The sequence below is a fragment of the Nonomuraea wenchangensis genome (assembly GCF_900111685.1).
GTDB lineage: Bacteria > Actinomycetota > Actinomycetes > Streptosporangiales > Streptosporangiaceae > Nonomuraea > Nonomuraea wenchangensis.
In genome coordinates this window covers 1-24,968 of record NZ_FOHX01000003.1, presented here as the reverse complement: position 1 = coordinate 24,968, position 24,968 = coordinate 1, and the positions used below count along the sequence as shown (strand labels likewise).

General features: G+C 62.1%; 29 protein-coding genes. 3 read left to right on the top strand and 26 right to left on the bottom strand.

All coding sequences use genetic code 11. The features are described from left to right. Positions 1-188: 188 nt before the first annotated feature. The 3 genes from BMW85_RS08420 (at position 189) to BMW85_RS08410 (ending at position 2,856) form a co-directional block, all read left to right on the top strand. On the top strand, positions 189-656 hold the full coding sequence (locus BMW85_RS08420; RefSeq protein WP_177240551.1) for an ATP-binding protein: 468 nt from the start codon (positions 189-191) through the stop codon (positions 654-656). A 75-nt stretch (positions 657-731) separates the two neighbouring features. Continuing rightward, positions 732-1,847: a radical SAM protein gene (locus tag BMW85_RS08415; protein WP_091079052.1), complete on the top strand. Its 1,116-nt coding sequence runs from the start codon at positions 732-734 to the stop codon at positions 1,845-1,847. 253 nt (positions 1,848-2,100) lie between these two features. Continuing rightward, positions 2,101-2,856, top strand: coding sequence for an aminoglycoside phosphotransferase (locus tag BMW85_RS08410; protein WP_143082142.1), 756 nt, complete (start codon positions 2,101-2,103; stop codon positions 2,854-2,856). A gap of 61 nt (positions 2,857-2,917) precedes the next feature. On the opposite strand, the gene BMW85_RS08405 is transcribed toward BMW85_RS08410, so the two are convergent. The 26 genes from BMW85_RS08405 to BMW85_RS08290 form a co-directional block, all read right to left on the bottom strand. Continuing rightward, positions 2,918-3,124, bottom strand: a complete 207-nt coding sequence (locus tag BMW85_RS08405) for a hypothetical protein (RefSeq protein WP_091079047.1) — start codon at positions 3,122-3,124, stop codon at positions 2,918-2,920. A gap of 584 nt (positions 3,125-3,708) precedes the next feature. Continuing rightward, positions 3,709-3,939 carry a hypothetical protein gene (locus tag BMW85_RS08400; RefSeq protein WP_091079046.1) on the bottom strand — a complete coding sequence of 77 codons (231 nt, stop codon included), beginning with the start codon at positions 3,937-3,939 and terminating at the stop codon, positions 3,709-3,711. A 13-nt stretch (positions 3,940-3,952) separates the two neighbouring features. Beyond that, complete coding sequence (locus BMW85_RS08395) at positions 3,953-4,288, bottom strand: hypothetical protein (RefSeq protein ID WP_143082141.1); 336 nt, start codon at positions 4,286-4,288, stop codon at positions 3,953-3,955. Positions 4,289-4,291: 3 nt separating this feature from the next. Next, the gene (locus tag BMW85_RS08390; RefSeq protein ID WP_143082140.1) at positions 4,292-6,532 is read right to left on the bottom strand and encodes a hypothetical protein; all 2,241 of its coding nucleotides are present in this window, start codon (positions 6,530-6,532) and stop codon (positions 4,292-4,294) included. 30 nt (positions 6,533-6,562) lie between these two features. Continuing rightward, positions 6,563-6,898 (bottom strand): hypothetical protein, encoded by a 336-nt coding sequence (locus tag BMW85_RS08385; protein WP_091079037.1) that lies wholly within the window; start codon positions 6,896-6,898, stop codon positions 6,563-6,565. Between the two features lie 10 nt (positions 6,899-6,908). Beyond that, the gene (locus BMW85_RS08380; RefSeq protein WP_091079034.1) at positions 6,909-7,241 is read right to left on the bottom strand and encodes a hypothetical protein; all 333 of its coding nucleotides are present in this window, start codon (positions 7,239-7,241) and stop codon (positions 6,909-6,911) included. Between the two features lie 22 nt (positions 7,242-7,263). Further along, a complete protein-coding gene (locus BMW85_RS08375) occupies positions 7,264-7,734 on the bottom strand; it encodes a hypothetical protein (RefSeq protein ID WP_091079032.1) in 471 nt (156 codons plus the stop codon). Between the two features lie 8 nt (positions 7,735-7,742). Beyond that, positions 7,743-7,976, bottom strand: coding sequence for a hypothetical protein (locus tag BMW85_RS08370; protein ID WP_091079029.1), 234 nt, complete (start codon positions 7,974-7,976; stop codon positions 7,743-7,745). A gap of 218 nt (positions 7,977-8,194) precedes the next feature. Further along, positions 8,195-8,650: a hypothetical protein gene (locus BMW85_RS48180; protein ID WP_143082139.1), complete on the bottom strand. Its 456-nt coding sequence runs from the start codon at positions 8,648-8,650 to the stop codon at positions 8,195-8,197. 15 nt (positions 8,651-8,665) lie between these two features. Beyond that, entirely contained in the window at positions 8,666-10,771 is a 2,106-nt protein-coding gene (locus tag BMW85_RS08365) for a hypothetical protein (RefSeq protein ID WP_143082138.1), read from the bottom strand. A 2-nt stretch (positions 10,772-10,773) separates the two neighbouring features. Continuing rightward, positions 10,774-13,899 carry a phage tail protein gene (locus BMW85_RS08360; protein WP_091079024.1) on the bottom strand — a complete coding sequence of 1,042 codons (3,126 nt, stop codon included), beginning with the start codon at positions 13,897-13,899 and terminating at the stop codon, positions 10,774-10,776. Positions 13,900-14,043: 144 nt separating this feature from the next. Continuing rightward, positions 14,044-14,454: a hypothetical protein gene (locus BMW85_RS08355; protein ID WP_091079020.1), complete on the bottom strand. Its 411-nt coding sequence runs from the start codon at positions 14,452-14,454 to the stop codon at positions 14,044-14,046. Continuing rightward, positions 14,451-15,017 carry a hypothetical protein gene (locus BMW85_RS48175; protein WP_143082137.1) on the bottom strand — a complete coding sequence of 189 codons (567 nt, stop codon included), beginning with the start codon at positions 15,015-15,017 and terminating at the stop codon, positions 14,451-14,453. Before BMW85_RS48175 ends, BMW85_RS08355 begins: the two co-directional genes overlap by 4 nt. Before the next feature lie 10 nt (positions 15,018-15,027). Further along, the gene (locus tag BMW85_RS08350; protein ID WP_091079018.1) at positions 15,028-15,438 is read right to left on the bottom strand and encodes a radical SAM protein; all 411 of its coding nucleotides are present in this window, start codon (positions 15,436-15,438) and stop codon (positions 15,028-15,030) included. 65 nt (positions 15,439-15,503) lie between these two features. Beyond that, the gene (locus BMW85_RS08345; protein WP_091079015.1) at positions 15,504-16,229 is read right to left on the bottom strand and encodes a hypothetical protein; all 726 of its coding nucleotides are present in this window, start codon (positions 16,227-16,229) and stop codon (positions 15,504-15,506) included. Next, positions 16,229-16,420, bottom strand: a complete 192-nt coding sequence (locus BMW85_RS48170; protein ID WP_143082136.1) for a hypothetical protein — start codon at positions 16,418-16,420, stop codon at positions 16,229-16,231. Before BMW85_RS48170 ends, BMW85_RS08345 begins: the two co-directional genes overlap by 1 nt. Next, positions 16,417-16,845 (bottom strand): hypothetical protein, encoded by a 429-nt coding sequence (locus BMW85_RS08340; RefSeq protein ID WP_091079013.1) that lies wholly within the window; start codon positions 16,843-16,845, stop codon positions 16,417-16,419. The genes BMW85_RS48170 and BMW85_RS08340 overlap by 4 nt, the downstream gene beginning before the upstream one ends. A 1-nt stretch (position 16,846) precedes the next feature. Beyond that, positions 16,847-17,467, bottom strand: a complete 621-nt coding sequence (locus BMW85_RS08335; RefSeq protein WP_091079011.1) for a head-tail connector protein — start codon at positions 17,465-17,467, stop codon at positions 16,847-16,849. An 88-nt stretch (positions 17,468-17,555) separates the two neighbouring features. Next, the gene (locus BMW85_RS08330; protein WP_091079008.1) at positions 17,556-18,305 is read right to left on the bottom strand and encodes a glycosyltransferase family 2 protein; all 750 of its coding nucleotides are present in this window, start codon (positions 18,303-18,305) and stop codon (positions 17,556-17,558) included. A gap of 359 nt (positions 18,306-18,664) precedes the next feature. Continuing rightward, entirely contained in the window at positions 18,665-20,074 is a 1,410-nt protein-coding gene (locus BMW85_RS08325; protein ID WP_091079006.1) for a phage major capsid protein, read from the bottom strand. Then, positions 20,075-20,842 (bottom strand): HK97 family phage prohead protease, encoded by a 768-nt coding sequence (locus BMW85_RS08320; protein WP_091079003.1) that lies wholly within the window; start codon positions 20,840-20,842, stop codon positions 20,075-20,077. A 2-nt stretch (positions 20,843-20,844) separates the two neighbouring features. Further along, entirely contained in the window at positions 20,845-22,233 is a 1,389-nt protein-coding gene (locus tag BMW85_RS08315; protein WP_091079002.1) for a phage portal protein, read from the bottom strand. Positions 22,234-22,426: 193 nt separating this feature from the next. Further along, complete coding sequence (locus BMW85_RS08305; protein WP_177240550.1) at positions 22,427-23,758, bottom strand: terminase large subunit domain-containing protein; 1,332 nt, start codon at positions 23,756-23,758, stop codon at positions 22,427-22,429. Positions 23,759-23,822: 64 nt separating this feature from the next. Continuing rightward, the gene (locus BMW85_RS48165) at positions 23,823-24,149 is read right to left on the bottom strand and encodes a hypothetical protein (RefSeq protein ID WP_143082135.1); all 327 of its coding nucleotides are present in this window, start codon (positions 24,147-24,149) and stop codon (positions 23,823-23,825) included. Positions 24,150-24,248: 99 nt separating this feature from the next. Beyond that, positions 24,249-24,524: an HNH endonuclease gene (locus tag BMW85_RS52475; protein WP_091078991.1), complete on the bottom strand. Its 276-nt coding sequence runs from the start codon at positions 24,522-24,524 to the stop codon at positions 24,249-24,251. 126 nt (positions 24,525-24,650) lie between these two features. Continuing rightward, positions 24,651-24,968, bottom strand: a 318-nt coding sequence (locus BMW85_RS08290; protein ID WP_143082134.1) for a transposase, incomplete at its 5' end; no start/stop codon positions are given.

Sequence of the window (24,968 nt, the reverse complement as noted above, 5' to 3'; positions counted from 1 at the left end):
CCGATTCACAGATACACACACAGCAGTCACCTGCATGTGTTGACAACTGTGTTGCTCGTTACCTACTCAAACTAGCTGGCCAGGGCCACGCTGGGGAGTGTCTTCAGAGCAACAGGAGAACTCCGGTCCACAACGGTCCGTAGGACGTGTGAACCGCCAGAAACCTCCCACAACGGTCGGTGGTATACGTGACGACGACGGACACAGCACACGTGACTGAGACACCCGAGGCGGTTGAGGAATCCCGCCCACCTGAAGAATCGACGCTTATAGCTGAGCTGCGTCTCTACCGAAATCCCAGAGCAGTCGCACGCGGACGACACGTCCTAGCCGGATGGCTTAGTGACGACCCGCTCCTGTTCGACGCGCAGCAGATAGTCAGCGAGCTCCTGACGAACGCCGTCATTCACCCTGAGAACGGCCTCGGCAGGGAGTCCATCGTTCTCCGAGCGAGCTGGCTCGACACCGATCTCCTCCTGGAGGTCATTGACCCTGGACCGCTCAGGCGCTTCTCGATCCCCAATGCGCGCATGCCAGCGATCGAGGCCGAGAGCGGACGAGGACTCGGGATCGTCAGGGACTACGCCCGAGCATGGGGAACCTTCGTCACCGAGTCGGGCAAGCGCAACGTGTGGGCTGTCCTGAGCCGCTCCTAGAGCCCCCTGCCAGTTGTTCCAGGTGTCGGTTCGGCTGGCAGGGCTTCCATCCGCCAGGAAACGGAGGAGATCGACATGCACAACGTGATCGTCAGCCCGTACCTCGATGGCGAGTACTTCGTCGTCAGTCCGGGACACAACGGAGGGCTCCGCATCTCCCACGACAAGTACCGGGAGCTCTCGACCTCGGCCGATTCTCCGGCCTGGTTCTCCGAAGCCGTGGCCAGCCTGTGGCCGGACGTGTCGCTAAACCCCTACCGGGAGAAGGTCCTCGTCCGGCAACCAAGCCCGTACGGCTACGTCAGAGCGACGTACGAACTCAACCTCGGCTGCAACTACGACTGCGAGCACTGCTACCTCGGAGTCAAGGCGTTCGAGGGATTGTCGTGGCCGGACAGGTCCAAGATGCTCCGCGATCTCCGAGATCTCGGTGTGCTCTGGCTCCAGCTCACCGGAGGAGAGCCGACGATCGACAAGCTCTTCCGGGAGACGTACATGCTCGGCTACGAGCTCGGCATGATGATCAGCATCCTGTCGAACGGCTCCAAGCTTCACGACGCTCGGATTCTGTCGATGCTCACCGAGCACCGTCCGCACGACATCACGATCAGCGTGTACGGAGCGACAGAGGCGAGCTACGACGGCCTCACACGTCGGCCTGGCTCGTACCGGAAGTTCATTAAGGGAGTCAAGGCCGGTCGCGAGGCCGGACTTCCGCTCAAGTTCAGCCTGATCATAACCAAGCACAACGCGGACGAGCAGGCGCGCATGGAGGGCATGGCCGAGGATTTCGGCATCCCGTACGTGACCTTCGTCAACATGTCGCCGACGATCTATGGCGGGCCGGAGACGCTCCCATCCCAATCTCTGGAGCACCTACGCAGCCGCAAGCCGTTCACCGGCTGCAATGCCGGCCACACGTTCTTCCACGTCGATCCGCACGGCATGGCCTCGATCTGCAAGATCGGCCGAGAGCCGAACATCGACCTCGTCGCCGAGGGACCAGCCGGAATGGCTCGCCTCGGTGAGATCGCTGACTCCCTGCTTCTCCGGCAGGGCGGCTGTACCGGATGCACGCTTCAGGGCTCCTGTGGCACCTGCATGCCGCTCGTCCAGCTCTACCGGAAGGCCAAGTCCCCGCTGGCCAACTACTGCCAGCACAGGGAGAGGAAGGAGGTGACAGCCACATGACCGCACGAATGATCGAAATCGGTTCGCGACCCGCGCCCAAGCCTGAGATCGAGGTAATCCCGGATCTGGAGGCCCTGCTTGGGCCTGAGAAGTGCTCGTGCTCGGCGAGCGACGACCAGCCGTACTAGAAGGCGACCAGTTCCAGGGCCGTCCTGCGGATACCGTAGGGCGGCCCCCTGGCTTTCACGAAGGAGGGACATTGGCCGTAGAGCGGACACACTGGGAGGACCTTCCCGAGCCCACCAGAGCGACCGTGGAGAAGTACGCCGGTCGAGTCATGCGCGCGGAGACCGTGTCCGATGGGATGAACTCGGCCGTTGCGATGATCCTGGAGACCGCGTTCGACAAGTTCTTCGTCAAGGGGCTGAAGCGCTCATACCCGAGGCGCTGGACGCAGGACATGGAGTGGATGATCGGGCCGTACGTCTCCGGAATTTCGCCGCGCATCCAGTGGCGGACCACGGAGGACGAAGAGTGGGACCTGATCGGCTTCGAGTACATCCCCGGTCGCCACGCCAGCTACGAGCCAGGCTCTGAGGACCTGGAGAAGCTCCTCGACACGATGCGGAGACTCGGCCGGCTCATCTGCCCGAACCTCCCTCTGAAAACGGCGGAGAGCCGCTGGAAGACGTACGTGGACAAGCCCGAGGACCTCCGCTGGTTCGTCGGTGAACGGCTCCTCCACACCGACTACAACCCGCTGAACGTGCTCGTCTCGGACGGCCGAGCTCTCCTCATCGATTGGGCCTGGCCGACCAAGGGAGCCGGGTGGATCGATCCGGCATGCCTGATCCTCCGGTTGATCGCCGGTGGTCACACTCCCGAGGAGGCCGAGATGGTTGCCTCCGGCCTGCCAGCGTGGAAGGAGGCACCGACCAAGGGCCTGGACGCCTTCTTCACCGCCAGCATCAACATGTGGCGAGAGATCGCCGAGGCCGACTCGGCCCAGTGGAAAGCAGCGATGCTGAAGGCCGCTCAGGACTGGCACAACTATCGGGTCCGTGCCTGAACCCTAGGCGGACCGAGGGTCCCGCTCCTGGCACCAAGAAGCGGGACCCAGGGAGACGACGCTACCGACGCCGCCGGAAGATTCGGTCGATCACCTCCACGGCGGCCTTGCGACGGGCGGTCTTCCTTGACCAGACGGCCGGGTAGATGACGCCCAGGATGATGAGCAGCACGGTGGCAGCGAGGCAGAAGCCGACGATGCCGGACTGTTCAGCGAGCTGCCCGATGATCGGCAGCGGGAGCGAAGACGGCCGTTCCGTAACGGTCACCGTCAGGGACGTTGACTCCCCGGTGAGGGGGTGTCTACCGTCATGCGATACGTTCGCGTACAGGTAAGCCTCCTTAGGGCTGCCTAACCTTGTGTGATCCGACGGCCTTCCGTTGCAGCGGGAGGCCGTCGCCTTTTGTGGGGCGACCGCCTCGAACCGTCGTAGGTGAATGCAACCGTTAGTCGCTTCTGGTCCGCAAGTTGGCCTGTGGATAACTCTGTGGATTTAGGGGTGTCCGGGCTGTGGATAACCTGTGGATAACCCTGTGTATAGGGAAGATGACCGTCCCCAATTCCGGTAGGCCATGCGGAAAGAACCCGCAGGTGGAAGCATGTGCTGGGCAAGTGGCAGGCAAGGCGAACCCTGTGCAGGAAAACTGGTGTGAAAAAAGGTTATTGATCTTAGGGCGTTATGGACTGTTTAGGAACTTTGTCAGCATTCTGCGGACGCGGGCATCAAAAAAAGAACCCCCGCCCGACCGTCACGATCAATGACAGTCGAGCGGGGGTTCTTGCGTGGGCGTAGAAACGCAGGTCAGGACAGGTCGAGGGCAGCTTCCCAGCACACATAGCCCCAGATGGCGGTTAGTGGATGACCTTGCCAACTTCCGTCACCGAGTCGTTCACCTTCAGCCAGACCTTGACGGCCTTGCCAGTCGGAGCCGGAGGCCGGATCTTCGCCACGCGCTCGCCATCAGCCCAGTCCAGGAACGCCGGTCGCCAGTCGTTCGGGTCGCCGACAGCGATGAACACCCGAGACAGGTCGTGGCCGGAGTAGGGCACGGTCAGCCAGCCAGCGAATTGTGAAATCGGCATGCCGACGTCCTCCTTACAGGATCGTCAGGACATCGACCTTGCGGATAATGTCCTCGGTCGCGGTCGTGATGAGGACGAAGCGCTGGTAGTCGCCAGCAGTCAGCTCGACTTCCCCGTTCCTCGGGCCGATTAGAGACAGGACGTCAATGACGCCAGCCTCGGCCAGCGGATCAGGCTCGGCAGCCGTGCCGTCAACCAGCGTCACGCTCGTGAAGTCCTCCACGGATGGGACGCTGTTCGGGTCGGTCGTGTGATAGACGCCAACCGAGACGATGTCGGCAACGCTGCCTCGGGTGATCGTGATCGCGTTGGCTACGTACTCGGTAGCCGTGTGGAAAATCTCGGCCAACACTCACTCCATTCGGGTAACACGGGAAGGATCGACGCTCTTACCGAGCCGGTCTTCTCCGATTTCCGTGAGAAGTCGAGTCGACTCGACGGAGACACGCTCACGGACAGACGAGCTGGCCATCGTGACGAGCTCTCGCGCCCGGTTGTCATCGGACGACGCGGACAGCCGGTTGTCGTCGGACTCGATACCGATCTTCGACGTCCCGAGCTCGAAGCGCCGGATGACGACGGTCGGAGCGATCTCGATGGAGATATCCACGACCAGGACGATGCCGCCGCCGGACACGGAGTGCGTGACGACGACACTGGAACCACCAGCAGCGCTGGCAGAACCAGAGCCAGTGACGACGTGCGTCAGGGACGTCTCAGAGCCATTGGAGAAGGCCGCAGAACCGGCACCAGACACGGTCACCGAGACGACCGAGCTGGAGCCTCCCGACGCGTCCGAGGATGCCTGACCACCACCTGTGGCGACGACCTCAACCGTGACGTCGGAACCGCCCAGGAAGCCCGGAGAGCCGGCCGAAGCGACATTGACCGAGACAGGCGTACCGGAGCCGGATGAAGGACCAGGGGAACCGGAAGCCGACACGGAGACGGTCGCGGAAGTCCCTGAACCCGCCGAGAAGGCTACCGATCCGCCAGCCGAGGACGTGACCGAGATCGAGGTCGAAGAGCTGCCGGAGAAGCTCGCACGACCAGCTCCGGATGCGGTGTGGCTGACCGACGTGGACGACCCGCCAGAGTGATCCTCGGAACTTCCGGCCTGAGCGAGAACGATGGACCATGCGCCCATCGGAGTGGTTCCGCCGAACGTCTTCGTGCCCGTTGCGCCAGTCGAGGGAACGGCCAGATCAGCAATCCGGTTGAAGTCCGCGCTGACGGTACGCTCCGTCATTCCGGAAGGCACCGAGGCCGCAGCCTGGTAATCGGCGTGGAGAGCGACCAGGACGGTACTGGCGGCCGTCGTGGTCACGGACGGAGCGACGCTGCTACCAGCAGAGCTCTGAGCCCACACATGCGGCGCTGAACCGGCGTTCCGGTAAGCGACGATGTCCGTGGACGGGTTCACGCCGAAGTTGGCCCAGCTCAGATCCGGGTTGGAAGCGCCTCGGACGATGTACCAGACGTTCGCCGTGTAACCGTTGGCTGTCCGGTCGTCGCCGAGTTTCGTCCAGCCAGTAGGGCCGGTAGGCGGCTGACTCGCCTGAATAATGGCGATCAACATATCGCCGGACTGCGTATTCGACGGCATCACGCCGTTCAGGGAGTTGGCGTGCGATGCCCCGATGAATCGGACCGCGTTCGGGTCTCCGTGCGTGATCGTCAGCTTCGGGTCAGTCGTCGTACCGGAAGCTTCCGCAGTCGCGAACTGGACGAACTCACGGTCAGTCGGAGCCGTACCAGTCCGCTGCTTCGAGGAGGTCGTGAGCAGCCGGACAGAGCCGGTCTTCAGACCCGATGCCGTCAGGAACGCGCTCGTGCTCGTGAAGGCGTAGTACCGGTTGAGCGTCCCCATACCGCTGGTGGCGATGCTGGCGAGCAGCGGGAGACTGGCCAGCGTGCTTCCCTGCCGAAAATCGGCAGTCGTGAGCGACGTTCCCCAGTCGAACTCTCGGGCCTCGACCGTGAAGTTGCCACCTGTGAGGTTCTGGCCGGTCTGGTACAGCTCCAGCGTGACGCCTGTGACCTCGTCCGTGTCGGTGATGGCGGACGTGTCGAACGACCAGAACTGCTGGTAACAGGAGTAGGTCGAGCTGAAGAACTGCCCCGTGGCGGAGGTTACGCCCGTGGTGTCGATCTGGATTGTTCCGGTGCCCTGTCTGGCCACGGTGTACGTAGCGCCCTGGCCTTCGAGACGACCGTCTGCGGTGTCGCCGAATACCGTGGTAACTGTGCCAGCAGTACGCCAGCCACGAGGGTAGGGGGCGGACTCGACCGAATCCCAGACGGCCTCGATGAACGCCTCGTACGGGTCGTCCTCTCCAGACCTCGGGACGGTAGGCGGGTTGACGATCCTGCGGTGCGGGTCGATCGGGATTTCTCGGCCGGACTCGTCGTAGAGCTCGACCCATGCGTCTACGCCGATGATCTCGCCAGCCGAACTCCGGATGTAGCCCGGCTCGGCCGTGAAGACGAGGCGCTTCCCGCCACGCACACGTTCAGGACGACCAGACCGGTTCGGCTTCCGGCCGTTCCTGAACGAGCGGATGATCTTCTCGGACCTGGCCCGCTTATTCACTGTCGGCCTCCTGTCGTCCGAGCTACCGGATTAGTCGAGGTCGATCGAAGTGCTGGCAGCCAGGAGCGTGTACGTGCCCGCCGTGGCGAATGCCTGAGAGGTCAGATCAGCGCCGCCGTAGTTCGTACCAGACGTGGAGGCCGAGAAACCGCGCCAACCAGCGACCGTCGAACCAGCCGGCGCATCGAACACGAGGTCAGCGCTCGGACGGATCAGGCCGTTCGAGGCCGTAGTCCAGGTGACCGCCTTGCGCGCGTACGAGCCGCCAGTCAGCTCGGTACCGGAGCCGTTCACGAGCCCGATGTGCGTGATCGCAGCACCGCCAGCGTCAGCGCACACGTTCAGAAAAGCCGTAGCCATTGCCATGAGGACTTCCTTAGTTGCTTTCGTCGATCAGGCCAGGAATTCGGCCGGAGTCGGACTGCTTGACGTGTTCATCGAACCGAGAGCTCAGGTCGTCAAGATTGGCCTCAATTCGGTTGATCGCATCGCGCAGAGACGATCCGTGGTTGGTCTTCAGTTCGGCCTCGATCTTCTCCAGTCGAGTCATCACGCCATCACGGCCAGGAACTCCAGGACGCTCGGGCTCTCCCTGCCAGTCGTCGATGAAGTTGGACACCTTCTTCAGGAACTTCATGATCTGGATGACGACGGCCACAGCGGTAGCGATAGTTACGAGGCCACCAGCGATGGCCAGGAATTCGGTCATGGTCTCCCCGAAAAATGGAGTGCTAGGAGATTGGACTCACGCCGATTTCTCGGCACGAGATGTCACCCGCGTTGTTCGCGGTTCCCGTGTTGACGACCGAATACATCACTCGTGCGTAGTACGTTGAGCCAGGCGTTAGCCCGGTCAAGTGGAACAACCGGTTCTGGTAGTAGTAGCTTGTCGATGCCGCCGAAAATCCGCATCCAGTGAAGCCGACACTCGGAGACAGGATTTGCGTGCCCGAACTGTTCGATCCCAGGAAAACGTTCGCGGACATCTGAATCCGGTCGTCACCCGTGTTAGCCCTGGCAGAGCCGCCGACGAACATCAGGACCTTGCCGCTAGTCGGTGCGACGAAAGTCACGCCAACTTCAGGCGAGCCGGCGATCCAGGACGTGGACGAGATGTTGGAAATCTCGGTCGTGTCCTGCGCCCAGACGGAGGCGGGATTATCGGCAGCCTTGATTTTCGCGCCGACGAGGATGTCCGGCATAAATCCTCCTAGGACACAGGCGTGACGTAAATATCGCGGGTGTCGAACCCGTTGGTAGTCCCTGAGCCGGATGAAGCCTTGTGCTGGACCTTCGCGAAATACACACGACCAGGCTCAAGCCCTTCGAGCAGCGTCGTGCGGGTGTAGTAGACGTAGCCGGTCGCGTTTTCCTGAACGCCGATTCCTCGGGTGACCACGTTCGGGGACAGGACCGTCGTGCCCGAGTCGTTGGTCTGCTTCACGACAGGCGCTAGGTGGACTCGGCGAGTCCCGTCTCCGCGAATTCCACCACCGATCGAGATGAGAACTCGGCCCGATGTCGGAGCCGTGAACGTCGTTGATACCTGCGGACTTCCATCCGAATAAGAGTTAGAGGTCGCGACCACGTCAGTACCGTCTCGGTTGAATTGCGACGGCGGAAAATCCAGCGCGTTGATTCGCGTACCAGCCGTGTAATTACTCATGAAACAGGCACCACCGTTAGATCGCGAGACGCGATGTCTCCGGACGAACCACCGGACACCTTGTGAGCCGTGTGCGCGTAATACGTGCGGCCAGGAGTAAGGCCCGTAATGAGCGACGTTCTGGACAGGTACATGAACGACGTCGTCTGCTCAGGGCAGCCGATTCCTCGGGTGACAACGTTGGCCGAGACGACGGCAGAGCCTCCAGGACCGTCCTCACGGACAACCGGAGCCAGGTGAACTCGGTTGGCCGTACTGGAATCCTGGAGACCTCCGCCGATCGTCAAAAGCACCTTCCCGGACGTCGGAGCCGTGAAATACACGAACACGACTGGCGATCCGGTGATGTAGGACGTGCTGTCGATGTCAGAAATCCGTGTGTCGTCGAATGCGTAGACGGACGGAGGAAAATCGGACGCTGAGGCGACCGCGCCATCAGTGATGTCAGGCATGATTCTTTCTCTTGATCAGAGTGCTCGGACAGCCGGATTAGCGAGCTTCACAACGGAGCCGGACGAGTGCGACTTTGTGATTCCGTTGATGTGCCGGGTGACCGTGAACGTCTGAGGAGAGCTCGATCCTGAGATCGCAGTGACCCGCATCCGCTCACCGCCGATTTCGATATCCAGCGGGAGGTCACCGGCCGAGGTCGTCCAGAGCGGTCCCTTGCTCGTGGCCACGGAGATGCTCGTTGCGGAGCTGGTGACCGAGGAGTTCAAGGTGCTGTACTCGGTGCCATACCGGGACGTCCCGTAGACAGCGACCTGCCACGGGCTTTCCGGCACGCAGTTGACCGTGATCTCCCAGTCGTAGGTAGCCATGCGCTCAGAGCAGCCGTAGACGAGCTGGCTGATCTGATTCGGAGGCAGCCACGCGGGCTGGTTGTCGATCGTGAGCCGGTCACCGAGGTCCATGAAGACGACGTCAGCCGTCAGTCCAGCGTCACTGGCTACGCCAGGGCTGGACAGGTCAACCGTAATCTGCGGGTACCGAGCCTCGTCAACGGTGCCGAGGTGGACTCGCCAGTTCGCCTGGTTCAGGAGCTCGCCGTCCGACTGGACGTTGACGGTTACCTGCTCGTCGTACCGGCCGACACCGGCCGGAGGATCAGCCACAGACAGCGGGCCGGACTCCATTACGTACCGCGCAGAGGACCCAGACTTCCTGGTGGTTGTGACGTCGTTCCGGGTGGACTGGTCGTCGTCAACGGGCTCCAGCGGAGGGGCCAGGTGGCCTTCCTCGTAGTCGAGCGCCACCATGGCTGCCTGGTTGTAGAGGCTCGTCCTCGTCCGGTACGCCAGACCGAGATCGTTCCTCGGCTCGTACAGGAGTCCGAGGTCAGTCTCAGCGGCCTCGGTGATGAGGTTGATGAAGGTGTCCGGAGTCTGCGGGCCCAGCTTGGTCGAGTCATCCAAATCGCCGGCTGACGTGAAGCTGATGTTCTCCTCGGCACAGAGCCGCTCAATCCGACGTCCGGCCGATTCGCCGTCGTACGCTCCGAGCTGCGGGCCGAGGTCGTGGATAGATTCAACCGCCGACTGCACGGAGATATGGCCCATGGCCGAATCCAGGATGCCGCCTCCGGCGCTGGCGACGACCTTCAGCACACGGCCCAGCGTTTGCGAGCTGAGCGTGCCACCGAACGTCAGGCCAACGGAAGCGCCAGGCTCCAGCGTCGAAACGTCCCACTCGATGTCCGAACCAACCTGGCTCAGGTCGAGCGAGATCCTGGTCTTCTTGCCGATGACGTTGAACGTGATGAAGCCGGAGTCGAGCAGCACCGAGCCGTCAGCGTCGTACGCCTGCACCTTCAGCGATCCGGTCGGAGAGTTCCCGTACCGGATGACCCACTGAGTAGCCGTACCCGTGGTGTAGGTCGTGACGAGCGCCTGGTCCCCCGAGATACCCGAGTCGGGGATGTAGATCAGGAATCGGGTGGACGCAGCGCCGGTCGGCTCGTAGTACGGGACAACGCCGGTCCATTCGCTGTCACGCATGAGCGGAATCGGGTCCGAGGCGATGAAGCCGGCGTACGCGGCCAGCTCCGGAGTACCAGATACCGCCATGGACGGACCGCCGATTCCGGATGCCAGCGATGAAGCGCCAGGAGCGTCCTCACAGGGCCAGTACGCGACAGGAGGAGCAGTCTGACCAGGTACGGTAAGCCCCCGGTACATGACGCTCCTGAAGGCTGTCGAGCCCTGACCGAGACGCCGGAGAATTCCAGCAGCCTCGATCGGAACCCACACGTCCTTACCGGAGAGATCCCAGCGCGGAGGCCAGGAGCTAATCTCGCCGACGAACCGGATATCCCCGTCTACCGACACTCGGACAGGTGTGTTCCTGCCTATTTTCCCGTAGTACGGAGACACCGGATTTCGCGGGCTGTACTTCCCGTCAACATTCTTGATGCTGAAACGGCACTTCGAGGGGTCGGTTCGCGTGCCCTCGTCAGCTCGCCCTCGGGTGATGTTGATGCCGTCCCGAACGAGCACATCGGTCGTGATGTCGGTCCAGGAACCGTCGATGTAGAGCTCGACCGTCACGTCCAAGGGATCGTTCGGGAACGCCATCGTTACGCCTTTCCGAAAGCTGTCTGAACGGAGCCGCCGCCTTCGACTCGGACCATCTTGCGGAGCATCTTGAGGAGCTCCCCGTCGATGCCTCGGCCGTCGAAGATGACCTTCGTCTCGCCGCCGCCATTCGAGGCAGCCGCCTGCGCGCCGTACTGCGGACCAACCGGCCGAGAGCCAGCGGTAGGAACTGCCGCTCCGGCCAGACGATCAGAAGCCGACTCGACCGAGCCGACTTCGGACAGAATTCCGCCAGCGAACCCCTGGCCGGTGTAGGCACCGAGAGCGTGGAGAACCTGCGAGGGAGACTTGATCTTGAGCGCCTTACGGACACGCTGAACCAGCGAATTCGCGAGGTTGTCGATGGCAGCGAGGATGTCCTTCTTCTGAGCCATGAGGCCCGTGAGGAATCCCTTCCCGGCCTGCTTCCCGCTGTCGTACATCACATCGGCGCTGAACTTCCCGAGGGAAGTGGCAGCGGAGTCGATCGACGACTGAGCCGAGTTGATGGACTTGAGCGTGCCAGCGTCAGCGCGGAGAAGCGCCTCGCCGAGCTCCAGGCCCTCTTCAGGACCGGCCTCGATCACCTGACGGAGCAGGTTCTTGTTGAGGCCACGAGCCGCCAGCCGCCTGACCACGGTGGAGAACCGCTTGATCTGGCTGAGCTTCACAGAGAGCTGCTTGCGGATACCGCCAGGGCTCGCCTTCTGCCCTTCGCCGAAATCGAGCGACGCCAGAGTAGCCGTGCTGCGCGCCTTATCGGAGACATCGGTCGCGAACTTCTGCGCCTCCTCGATCCGCTTGAGAATCGACTCGCGCTTCGTCGCCAACGCCTGAAGCTTCGTGTTGTCACGGTCGATGATCGTCAGGAGGGACTCAGCGAACTTGAAGGAAATCCGCTTGCCCTTCCAGGCAGCAAGGACCGTGTCGGACAGCTTCTTCGACGTGGACTTGACCTCGGAAGTACCGCCGAGCAGACCCTTGACGAGGCCCTTGGTCGTCATCTGGCCAATCCAGGTGAAGACCTTCGACGGCGACTTAATCCCGAGCGCATTCTTGGCCGATGCGATGGCGTTCGACACGACGTTCCTGGCAGCGCTGGCCGCCTGACTCGCCATGCCCTTGATGCCGTTGATCAGACCCTGAATGACGTCACGGCCAGCCTGAAGCAGCAGCGACTTGAGGTTCCCGAGACCAGCCTTGATCTTCGCCGGAATTCCCTTGACGAACGCCACGGCGGAATTCCACTTGGCGACGATCGCTTCCTTGGCCCTACCGAACCAGGCCGCGATCTGACCAGGAATCTCACTGAGCCGGCCGATCCAGCCCTTGATCGTCGAGATACCAGACCGGACGATCCGAACGCCAGCTTCGATCTTCGGTGCCATAGCGGCGACCCAGGAGGCCACCTTGACACCGATCTGCGCGAACGCAACGCCGAGCTTGACTGCCATCGGAATGAGCGGAATGATCGCGGGAAGCACCTGAGAAATCAGGAGAACCGCAAGATCCGTCAAATCCGGGATCAGCGGGATAATCGCCTCGGCGATCTGGACGAAAGCCGGAACCAGTCCATTAAGTAGCGACGGAACGAGCTGAAGAATCGGCGGAAGAAGCTGCGTGATCACCGCTCCGAGAAGCGTTCCGAACGCCGAGTAGAGCGGCTGCATCAGCGGAGCGAGCTGCTCGAAGGCGGTCGAAATGGAGCTCAGTGCGGGCTTCAGCGCACCGGCCAAGGCCGAGATAACCGGACCAAGCGCGGAGCCGAGATTCGTCAGCGCAGTACCAGCAAGCTGGCCGATAATTCCGACGATCTGACCGACGACCGGGATAATCGGAGCTAGCGCGGTAAGCGCAGTCGAGAGCCCATTTCCGAGCGCGATCAGGCCAGCCTTCATCTCCGGAGAGGCAAAGGCATCGGAAAGCGCCTGGGCGACGGTGGTCAAACCAGGACCGAGAGCAGTCAGAGCAGGGCCGAGTGCCGAAACAGCAACAGCAAGGCCAGGACCCAAGGCAGTCGCGATATTTCCGATGTGCGGAGCTACCTGACCGAGCGCAACGCCCAAGGCCCGAATAACAGGCATGAGCGCACTGCCGATACTGGCCAGCCCACTGAAAATGGAGGTCAAAGCCTCCTGGCCCTTGGCGGAGTTAAAAAACTCCCTCAGCGTGCCGGTAATCTGCCCGAGCGTGCCGAGAAGACCGCCACCGGTACCCTGCGCAGCCCTGAATACGGAGCCGATAATTCCGCCGATATTTCCGGCGATCGTACCGAGCTGCTTGAAAACACCCTTGGCAGTCTCGATCCATTCAAGCGCCTTGCCGGAATTCGCGGCCTCGGACAGGAACGTCCCGAGCTTGGTCGCCAGCGCACCGATCGCATTTCCAGCGCCCTTGAAGGCAGGAAGCGCAGCGCCAGCAAAATCACGGAGCCCCTGAAGCAGGGGAGTAAGCCCAGAACCGGCTCCAGAAATCTGAGTCTTGAGCGTGCTGAAGACTTCACCGACGAGCCGTACCGTGCGGGTTTCGCGAGCGAACCGGCTCACCTTCGAGCCGAGATTCCCGAACTCGGATGCCACGCCAGACATACCGGTCTTCAGCGGACCGGCCAGAGCCGTGGCCGTGGCCTTGATCTCGCCGACCAGAGGCTTGAAGAGGGCGTCCTGGACGCTGCGCTTCAGGTCGTCCAAGACGGGCTTGATGTTGCGGAATTCGGTGGCGACAGCCCGAGCAGCCGGGCTCAGGTCCTTGACTGCCTCGTTGAACTTCGATAGGTCGCCGCTCAGAGCGGCCTTGAAGGCATCGCCCATGCCGGACGTCGCGACCTTCAGTGTCGCAATCGCGCCAGCGGCCAGGAGAGCACCAGCGGGCAGCGCCGCGATGATTCCACTGGCCGGAGCCAGAGCAGCCGTGAAGGAGACGATTGAGCCGGCAGCGGAGGCAGCGGAAGCGCCCATGTACGAGGCTGCGAGAGCCGTACCGGTGAGCTTGACCGCCGAGCCGCCAACGGAACCGACGCCCTTCAGATGCTTGTTCAGCGTCTCCGCATCACGCGAAGCGCTCTTGAGCGCCCTGCCGAGGGAGATGTCGCGGCCGAAAAGTCGAAAAACCAAGGACGAGTCAGCCACGACATCTCCTTCGCGCTATTTAATTGTTGTGGGCCTCAACCCACTCATCCGCGAATCCCTGATAGGCGCGGAATTCTGCGACCTTCAGCCCGTCAACGTCCCACGGATGGAGACCGAACAGGTGGCTGAAGAGGGGAAGGTACTTTAGCCGTCGTTCTCGCCAGCGCCCTTTTTTGGGGCCCTGGTATTCACCTCGGCCTCAGGCTCGGTGTTGGCGAGCAGTTCCAGAGCCGCCTTCTTCTGCGACTCCGGCAGATCCGACTTCTCGATGGCGTCGCGCAGAAGGGCCTTCTCGTCGTTGTCGTACTCGGTCTTCAGGTCGCCGACACGAAATTCGACCTCGTTGAACCGCAGACTCGGGTGATCCTTCCGCATCTGGAGCCAGAGCAGCGCACGCTTGCACTTCGTCCGGCCCTTGATGAGCTCAGCGTCGAACTCCTCGATCGTCAAACCGGTCGAGTCCTCAATAAGCTCAGCTTCCGCAGAGGTCAGCTCGTCCTGCTTGTACGTCCAGGTCTGAGCCGTGCCACCCTGCGGGGTGTAGGTGACAATCACTTGATGACGGTCCTTTCGACTACTCGCCGAGCACCTTCGAGGATTTCCTGTCGGGCCTTATCGGCATGGGGTTGAATCGTGACCATCCACCACGGACGGCCCTTCTGAGCGGCCCAATTTTCGCGATTGCCGAAAACCGGGTGACGCCAGCCACTAGCGGAATCCAGGTACTTCGGAAGTACTCGCTGGTCCGGAGGAATGAGCTGACCCTTGACCGAAATCTTTACGCCAGCCGAACGGCCGGACGTCTTAAGGTCAGAGCGGATAGCACGAGCGATTGTGTCTCGGAGCCCTGCTCGCTTGATCGCCTTGCGCGCGTTTTTCTCGGTGAGCTTCTTCATCCGGTCGAGGTCGTAGTTCGCTCGCGTGCGGGAACCACGGCCTCGGGAACCGGAGACAGGAAGCGACTTAATCGCGCCCTTGAGGTCGTTGACGATGGGCTTCGTGACCTGACGGACCGACCGCGCCAATTCGCGCTGTAGCTTCTTGTCGCCAGCCTCCTTGAGGCGCTTGGCAAGGTCTACGAGCTCGTCTGTGCCCTGAATATAGGCAATGTTTGACACGCCGCTCCTATTAGGATGTGGCGCGAGAGACAGCGCCGGAAGTGGGCCAGGAAACCGAGGTCTTGGCCACGTCGCCGACCGAGCCGTCCAGCGGCGAGTACTCCTTCACGAGCACGCTGCCGGAATACTCGGGATTGGTCGCGGAGACCGAACCGGAAGTCGGCTTGATGGTAATCGAGGTCACGGTGCCGATCAGAGGCCACAGCGTGGCGTCCACCTCGGAGGCCGCAAAGTCCTGGTTAAACTCCAGCTCGACCGTGCCCTCCTTCAGGCCACCGAGCCGGGTCTTCCAGCCGTTGCCACCGAACGCGGTGGTGTCCTTGTCCTCCACGTCGATCTTCAGCGTGGCCTTGGTGACGTGGTCGGACAGGTCAACCGAGTTGATCGTCACGACCGCATCGGTGTAAACAAAAGTCGCCATCGGCGGAAACTCCTCGCATACGAAAAAAGCCGCCCACCTGGACGGCCTGAGATTTGCTCGAAGGGTTAGCTGCCGATGCCGATGGCAGCAGCGAGCGTGAACGATCCGGTAATCGCCGTGGCGTTGAACCGGAAGTAGGTGTCCGTGATCGGGCCGGCAATTCGGGTGACCCAGGTACCGCCAGCCGTGATGATCGCGGGAAGGGCGGCAACGTCGGTCGCGGAGGCGAAGCTCGACGCAGCGTCAGACTCGATCTTCAGCGTGACCGTCGTGCCGGGAGAAAAGACGTGGACAACCGCGTAGAGGTACTGACCGTCGGCCACAGCGCCGAGCTCCACAGGTGAGCCGGCAACACCGGTAGCCGAGACGAGGCCCTTGGCCTTAGCCAGCTTCCCGCGAACGAGGCCGCTCTTGGACGTGCCCTTGTGGCCGATCGTGAACGGCGTGACGTCGCCGACAGAGCCGAAGAGCTCGTAATTGAACGAGCCGCCCTCGAAGAAGTAGGCCGTGCTTCCGGCCTGGCCGGTCTGAGAGACCGTTACGACGCGGTTGGCCTGGCCGAGGTTGTTGAACGCCACGGGATCGACGGCATCGGCTGTGGCCGACTGCCAGTACCCGTCCATGTCCAGCGTGATGTCCCGCAGACCTCCGACACGGGACTTCCAGCCGCCGTTGCCGAACGTCGTGTTTTCCTTGTCTTCGACCTCGGCCTTGAGCGACATCTTGTTGACGTCGGTCGTGAAGTCGTAGCCGCCGACGTAGGCCGTACAGTCCGTCATGGTGAATTCCATTAGGCTGCGACCTCCTCAGCGGTCTTCTCGGGAGCCGATTCCTTCACGGACGGCTTCCGGACGATTTCGATGTGCCCTGCCTCGATCAGTGCCGGAATATTCACAGCCTCGGGATCGAGATGCACCGTGCCTCCGGTGCCGACGCCAGCAACGGGTCGGGGACCGGACACCCTGTAGGCGCGCTTGGTCATTCGCTTCCACCTCTTGCTAGAACCCGGAGCGTGAAAACGCCGCCGATGTACTCGATCTGGCCGACAGGCTCCATGCCGAGAGGCTCGAAGGACTCGACCACGCAATCGTTTACGCGGCCTCCGAGCGTTCGATCACCTTCGATAGCCTGGACGATGGACTTGTCACCGAAAGGGGTCATGTATTCGGCGAGATCGTACTGACCATCTTCGCCGGATGAGGCGCTCACCAGGACAACCACTGTCGGCCGAATCTCATACGTACCGCGCTTCATCGCCGTCCGATAATTCGAGATCGGTGGAACGGTCACGAAGGCCGCAGGAGCTGTTATCTGTTCCGGTGAGTGGTCGTAGGTGTTGAGCTCAAGGATCGTGTCCAGCCGTTCCTTGATGCCCAGCATGATTTCGGGAATCGACGCCTCGGTCATATCAGCCCACCTTCACGGGACGAAGCCGGTACGGTGCGAGCATGCGCATGGCCACCGGGGAATTCTTGACTCGGACTGGCCCGAATTCGCCGTAACCAGCGACACCGAACGGGGAATCCTTGAGCTTGGCCGTCTCGCTGGCGATGACGAGCGTTGCGCGCTTCACTGGAGCCGGAACAGCGCTCCAGCCCCACAGTGCTGTTATTTGAAGGCTCGCGCGGTCGTGGGTGACCGGGAAAGCAGCAGATCCGACAGCCCGGATGCGAAAATACGGCCAGCCGAACTCGCCGTTCACGATCCCGTTGAGCGGCTCCAGCTCGTACTGCGTTTCCGACCAGACCGTGTTGAACGAGCCCGTGTCGCCGGAATCTGTGGCGATGACCAGACCCTCGGTCGAGTAGAAGTCGTCCACCGTGACGAGCTTGCAGCCCTTCGGCCTGTAGATCCGTGTGGAAACGACGTCGGCCTTATTGAACTGACGCTCGCAGTGTCGGTCGATTTCCCGAGAGGCCGATTCAAGGGCCTCTTCCAGGAGGTCGTCGTTGAGGCTCAGCGTCGGCTTGTCGATCGACATGTACGCCTTGAGCTCTTCCAGAGTCGCGTACGTGTCTCCCAGAGCCATAGGCGTACTCCCTCTGAGCTAGGAAATGATAAGTACCCAAGAGGCGATCTCAGACCGTCTAGGCGTACTCGTCAGACTGAGACGAGGATCAGGAGCCAGCCGCAGACATGGCGCGGAAGCGGTCATACGTAGGCTCGTCCAGGTAAAGAGCGCCCTTCTCATGGGTCGTCTTCACCGAGGTATCAACGTAGATGGGCGTATCCATCGACGCCAGCCGCACGCAGAAGGACAAGTCCTCGGAGAACTGCCTCGGCTTACCGTGATCGCCTGTCGGGTGAGTGATCTGGTCGAACCAGACGTCACCGAGCGACTTTCGGATTCTCTCCAGCGCCGATCGGTGGATGACGATGCACGCTGCTCCAGTGCCGGAGACCTCAACCAGAGCGTCCCGCTCGTAGTCGTAGATGGCAGCGAAGCCGACCTCGTTCTCCAGCTCATGGTACTGATACAGCGTCGGCTTGAGGCTGTTCGACTGGGCGTAGTAGTCGTTCCCCTTCTCCTTCTTGAGGGAGAAGCAGAGCGCTCCTACGACCGGCCGATCTTTTGGATCAGCCGAGGCGATGAGACGGTCCACGGTGTCGGGAGCGAATCCCATGTCCGTGTCGATGAAGACCAGCCATTCGGCCTCGGTCTTGTCCAAGAAGCCTCGTACGATCTCGTTCCTGGCAGCGACGAGTCCCATCGTTCCGGCCGTGACCCTGATGAAGGGCCTCGGGCCTCGGTAGAACCGTTGGCCGGCTCCTGCGTCGTAGAGCATCGTCTCGGCGAACGACAGGCCGAAGCAGGCTGACCAGGAGCCGTTGTCGATGATGCCGATGACGGCCGAGCCCTGGATCAACGGTTCCGCCTGGTGTACGCGCGCTTCTCACCAGGAGCCTTGGTCGCCTGCTCTACCGGAGCCGGGGAACCCGCCTCGGTGATATCGACGAACAGCCACGGGAACGCCCGAACAAGCGGATCGTTGGCGTCGTAGGTCTCGGACGGATTCGGGACGATGAGTTGGCCGTGCACAGGGTGCTGAACGGCGCAGGGACCGCCTTCAGAGGCCGGTCGAACTCGAACGCGACGCATGCTGAAACTCCTAATGCGCGGGAATTGCGGGGATTGAAGGAGGGTCGGCATCCCCGCAGAAAACCGACCCTCCTCGTTGAAACGGCTCCAGCGCAGCGCGCAGCAGTACGCCAGAGCCGAATTCCGTTACGCCGAGGTCTTGTCCTGGAGCAGGCGGAACGCGCCGTCGTTGACCGAGTCAGCGCCGGTACGGAAGTGCATGTACCAGGCCCGACGACCGTCAGGCAGGTTCGTGGTCGGGTTGAACATGTGGGGAATGAACTCCACGCTGGTCGAACCAGGCTTGTCCACGATCACGTAGTTCGAGAAGTCGCCGAAGACGATCTCGTTGTCCCGAACCGTAGTGGTCTGGGTGGACGGAGCGTCGTCGCTCTCCACAACCGGACGGCCGAGAATCGCGTCGGTCGGAGCGAGCCGCAGGTCGCCGGAGAAGGCGGAGCTGACGGCAGTGCCGAGACGCTTGATGGCCAGGTTGTAGAGCGGGTTCATGACCCAGGACGAGTTGCGACGATACCGAACCGGAACGGCCTTGTAGAGCGCGCTCAGGTCAACCTCGCCGATGGTCGCCGCCGTGGTCGAGACGAGCTCGACGTTGGTGTTGGCGTCCAGAGCGGTGAAGATACCGCGCGGCTGGTTCGAGCCGGAGCCGGTCATGTGCGCAGCGCCCTCAAGCCGGTCACGGGCATCCGCGAACATCATGAGGACGTCAGACGACAGGTTGTCGATATCCTCGAACGCCTCGATCGACGCCTGAACCAGCGACTTGGCGCTGTGGACCGGGATCGACGGACCAACCAGGCTCGGGGAGTCGTCCGAGACCTCGGTGAGCTCGCCATCCCACGAAGCGGTAACGCCAGCGGTGCTGACACCGTGCCAGACGTTCGCGCCGTTGGTCAGAGTCACGACACGGGCGATGCTGCGCATGACGTTGGACGAGCCGTCGTTCGTCAGGATCAGCGTCGGATCCAGGTGGGTCGGGACCAGGTAGCCGCCCTGAGTGTTGGTGCTCACGGCCAGCGCCGCGCGCTCCTCGCTGGTCAGCATCTCGGGACGACCGCGCATGAGCTTGCTCCAGGCCGAGGTGTACTCGGGACGGGAGCGAGCCAGGATGTTCTTGGCCCAGTCGGTGTCACCAGCGTGACGCTTGACCAGGTACTCGAACCGCTTTTCGTTCGCGGCACCGTCGATCAGACCCTCGGCAGCGCGAAGGTTCGCGTCCACGAGCGCCTTGCGGTACTCCTGGCCGCTCATGCCGGAGCGGTTCTCAATGGCCTCGAACGGGCTGCGCTTGACGATTACGTTGGGCGCGCTACGGACGCCGTCGCCAGTCTGGACGTTCGCCGGCTTCGCGGCCAGCTCGTTGGCCAGCGCCCGACGCTCCTCGTCCTTGCGGATGGAGGCGTTCAGGCTGTCCCGCTCAGTGACCAGCTCGTCCCAGCGAGCCTCGGCCTCGGCGGTCAGAGCGTCGCCGCCAGCGCCCTCGTGGATGCTGCGGAGCTCGTTCTCAACCTCGGTGAGACGTGCAGTGAGATTCATTTACTTGTTTCCCTCAGTCAGAAACGGAAGCGCGAGAATTCGCTCTCGTGCGCTTGCGGAAAGACCTCGGGTGGCATCAACCGGCGCGAGGTTCGGAATGGACGCGGCGCTGCCGTCAAGGGTCGGCAGGGTGCGGAGAGAGCGAGCACGCTCATACAGGTCGGCAACCTTCTGCGGTTCTCGGCTGCGGAGATGCTCGTAATAAATGTCGGTCTGAGACCGGACACCTGCCGTCGAATCAGGATTGGCCGGAAAAGTGACCGGACCGAACTCGAAGAGCCTGACCTCCTTGATAGTCCGCTCAGGAATTCCGTCCGGGTTGTACTCGGACCGGCCAGGATCGTCGTTCCACTCGTCGCGGATCACGCGGAACCGGAACGAGGAGCCGTAGACACCGGCCTCAAGGCCAGGGAGCAGGTCCCTGTTGTATGAGGTGTCGAACAGCGGGACTTCGCCGACAGGGCCGTCAGGTCCCTCGCTCAGCGACTCGATCGCGCCGAGGACCTTGTTGCCAACTGAAGGGTCATATCCATGGTCGAACAGGACCTTCACGTTTTGCCGATTTTCGGAGATCGTCTTCTTGAAGGCACCCTTCACGGTGCGCTCCAGGAACCGCCCCTCCCAGACCGAGTCGATTTCGTACCAGGTGTCGAACTGGGAGAACCGAACGGTCATAGTCGGCATGGAATTCGCGGGCCCGTCTTCCGCGCGCAGAAGGGCAGAAGGCGGAACCGCGCGGACGATATCGAGGTCGCGGATAACTTCCACCGCTAATTACCTTCCTTCGCGGAAACAGGATCGTCCCCGTCGTCCGGCATCAGGTCCGGATCAGGAGGTTCGGGGTCCACGTCCGTTGGATCAGCGTCGGGATCAACAGCAGGCTGAAGCTGAACCGAGAAGACGCCCGTGTGATTGCCGATCAGGATTGACAGGTCATCCGAGACGATCGCCTGCGCAACTGCGTCGGGCTCATAACCGGCCTCAACGAGGGATCGAATGGACTGCGCATTCATCGCCGCGATTTTCGCGATGTCCATCTGATCGTCACGGAGGAACGCGATGTCGCGGTCGTCGTACCAGAGGCGACAGCCCCTCGGGACATTGATGACCGTGGAAAGCGCCGCACACGCCGAACGCCATTGCGGACGAGCCCAGTGATCGCCGAACGCTCGACGAGCCTGGCCATAGTTGCTGTAGGTGGCAGCCGCCAGACCCTCGGACAGGCCGACGATGATTGCCGGCACACGAGCAGCCGCCGCAATGCGAGTCTCACCAGCGCCCTGGACGGCCTTGAAGTCCATCTGAGCGAAGTCGGAGCCGACAACCCTTACGTCAGCGCCACCAGCCAGATACATGGTCTTGTAGGCGTTCGTAGCGCCCTGATGAGCTGCTGCGAGCTCCTCCATGTACTGCTCGAACTGGTCCTCCGTGACCGTCTCCTTGAAGGACACGACCATGTTTGGAGTCGCCGCGTTCTCGTAGAACTTCGACTTATGGAGCGTCGCGGCCTTGTCCGAGATGACCTCGCGAATGACCGGAGTGATCCAGCTCATTCCCCGGTACTGCGCATCGGGATCAGGAATTGGAGCCCAGTGGACGACCTCATTCGGGAGGTACGTCTTGGCCTCGGCGTTGGAATTCAGTCCGCCAGGCCGGTACTGGTAGCCTGCGATGTCGGACTTCACGGCCTCGTCAGGCGCAGACGTCAAGACGATGTAAACCCAGTCGGGTCGAAGTCGCCGGAGACGCTTGCCTTCACGGACCGCGTAGAAGTTCCCAGCGAGGCTGACGTCCTGCTCCATGCGGGCAAGGAGGTCGCCAGTCGTACCGTTCGGCCACGGATTTTCCAGGATGTCGAGCTCGTGAGTGCCGAACAGCTCGCCAGGCGTGCCGTTCTGAAGACGCTGGAACTGGAAACGCGCCTCGGTGAACAGGAGCTTGCGCGCCTCGATCGACGAGAAAATCACGCCGTTGGCCTTATAAACGCCGTTGATGTATCCGACGAAACTGTTCTCGACCTCTTCGACGTTGGCCGAATAGGACCAGCCATAGAACGGCGATGCGTTAAGACCGAGCTGCTTGTCCGCTACCCAGTCGGAGAAGCTGTAGCGCTTCTCGTCTCGCCGAATTCCTGAAAGTGCGCGCTGAAGGAGGTTCACCTACGCAGCTCCTTCCGCTCGTCCGGTTCGGTGTCGATGAACAGGAGCGAGCCAGTAAGGATCAGCGCTCCGAGGAGGATCAGGGAGTATGCGAAGCCGAAGGACAGCGCGACTCCGAGGACGAGGAGGACCGACCCCAGAACCGCGCCAGCCCGTGACAGAGAAAGCCCTGAAAACTTGGGCACGGATTACCTCACAGGAAACGGACCTTCGGGCGTGAGCCCTTCTTCTTGTGCGCGTTCGGATTCAGCTCAAGGCCCCAAACGGCATTGGTCATCGCGACCAGCGGCGAGATATCGACGCTCGGACTGAGCCGAGCCCATGACCAACCGCCGCTGAGCTCACGCTTGACGGCTCCTGCCAGCGCCGAATTGAGCTCGGGCTGATCGAGATGCCGGATCGTCTTCATGTCCGTCACGGCGTCGTACACGTAGGCCGATGCCGACGCGATTTCTCGTGCGTACGGCTTGACGACGTTCACGCCAGCGGCGATGAGGCCAGGGATCAGGAACGCTGCGTTCCCGCGCTCGTCGATGGCGACGCAGGCAGGCTTCCAGCGATCGTTGAGCTCGATGAGCCGGCCAAGCATCCAGCCGGTACCACGCTTGTTGTCCGTCAGCTCGACATGGATCAGACCGTCCGACCGCTTGCCGGCCAACACGATCGAGCCCATGGACCTGTCCGGCGTGACGTCGGCGCTGAAGACCAGGAGGTCCCTGGCGTCCGAGTCCTCGTCGAAGAGGTTGTCCCAGGACGGCTTCGGAATGACCAGCCACTCGTCAGGCGAGTCGTCCGGCCACTGGTTGAGGAACGCACGCCGGAACTCCGGCAGCTTCATCGACTTGTAGAACCCAGCGATCTTCTTCTCGCTGATCGTGTGCCCGAGCGCAGGCATGCAGGCCCACCACGTAGCAGGGTCACCAGGATCGGCTTCCGGAGGAGCCGACCACTCGAAGTAGCAGACGCCGCAGTCGAGTCCTTCGCGGACATGAGCACGTCCGGCGTCCACCTTCGACCGGAGGTACGTGCTCTTGGCGTTACCGGCCGTCGAGAGGACCCAGAGCTGAGCCAGCGGCCTCGTGCTCATCGCGGGCTTGAATGCCTGCTCCAGACGATCGTCTTCCTGAGCGAACGCCTCGTCGATCACGCCCATGTCGAGCGTCTCGCCGTGACCGGCCTTCTCGGTGTTGGACTCGATGCCGTGCGTCGAGCCGTTGTTCCAGCGGATAGCCTCTTGGCCGAGCTGCTTCCGGACGCTGAAGAGCTTCTTGAACTCCTTGGACTTCCTCAGCGTCTCTACGTGCTCGTCTTCCCACTTCTTGCGGGCCGAAATTCGGTTCTGAGCCGTGTAGATGATCCGCTGCTTTTCCCCGAAGCCGATGGCTCGCTGAACCATGGCCGAGAGAAGCAGCGTGGTCTTGCCCGACTGCCGAGGGACCGTTAATACGACCTCCTCGTAGAACAGGAGGCCGGTATTAGGGTCGTACTCAAGTGCGACGTCAACGACGTACTGCTGCCAGGGCATGAGCGGAGTGCCGAGACTTCGAGCAATCTCGCCGACCATTGGCCCATACGTCGGACGGTCGTAATTACGAGGCGTTCCGAACCGGGGAAGGCATATGAGCTGCGAGTCGAGTGAAGAGGTCGGCGCTGTTGTCGTCACCGGAAGCCTCCTCAATCATTTGAAGCGTCTCCCTGAGCTCCTTGGCGACAGCCGCCGCGACATATCCAGCGCCGTTGTCGAGCGTGCGCGCGAGGTTGTAGCAAATCTCCGCGTAGGAGTCCGTCATCTTTCCTTCGAGGCCGATTTCCGCGATTTCGCGACGTACAGCCGTCTCAATGGGGCCGTGATTCTCGTCGTCGTACCTGTCCGGACGCTTGCTTGACTTCGCTCGCTGGCCTGCGGATTCACGCATCGTGACGTCCCCCTGCCGTTTCGCACAAAAAAAGGTCGCCTGCGTGGGGGGTCACCCGGTTCGGGAATTCTTCGAGGGCAAGGCACCCCCGTGGCCGCCCTACCAGTCCCGTGACTGTCGCCTACGAGGCTTCGGGTCCTTATTTCCTCGGCTGCTGTTGCAGGACCGATGAGCAGGACGAAGCAGCGCGATATTTAGCGGATCGCCGCCACGAGAAATCGGGTCAATGTGATCGACTGTCGCACTCATACGATGATTCGGAGGCAAGTCCATGTCGATAGGCCGACCACAGAGCCAGCAAATATTGGAAGCAGCTAGCACCTGAGCCCGTGCCCTACGCCAGGGGCGACCAGCCCTGCCTTTGCTTCTCGGCATGCTGTGTCACCACCAGATAATCAGCGTGTCCTACCACATGGTCAGCAGTGCCAGCACCAGAAGCACGCCCAGGTTGGATATCGCCTGTGTCAGTGTGTCTACTACAGAGATTGAAAGTTTGAGGTTTCATGTCGATCTCGGGTTCGTGATCAGGCCGGTGTGTGCCAGGAAGGCGTCCAGGAGGCTGGCGCGGTACTGCATCTGCTTGAGTCGGCTGCGGATGACCTTGGCGAGTTCGTCGAGTGTGCAGGGGGCCAGATTGCCCAGGCTGCGTTTGAGGTGCGACCACGCCATCTCCACCGGGTTGAGGTCGGGTGCGTAGGTCGGCAGGTAGAACACCGTCAGCCACGGACGCGCCTCGATCAGGGCGCGCATCCGGGCGTCGAGGTGGGTGCTGACGTTGTCCCAGATCAGCACGATCGGCCCGCCGAGCTGCTGATGAGC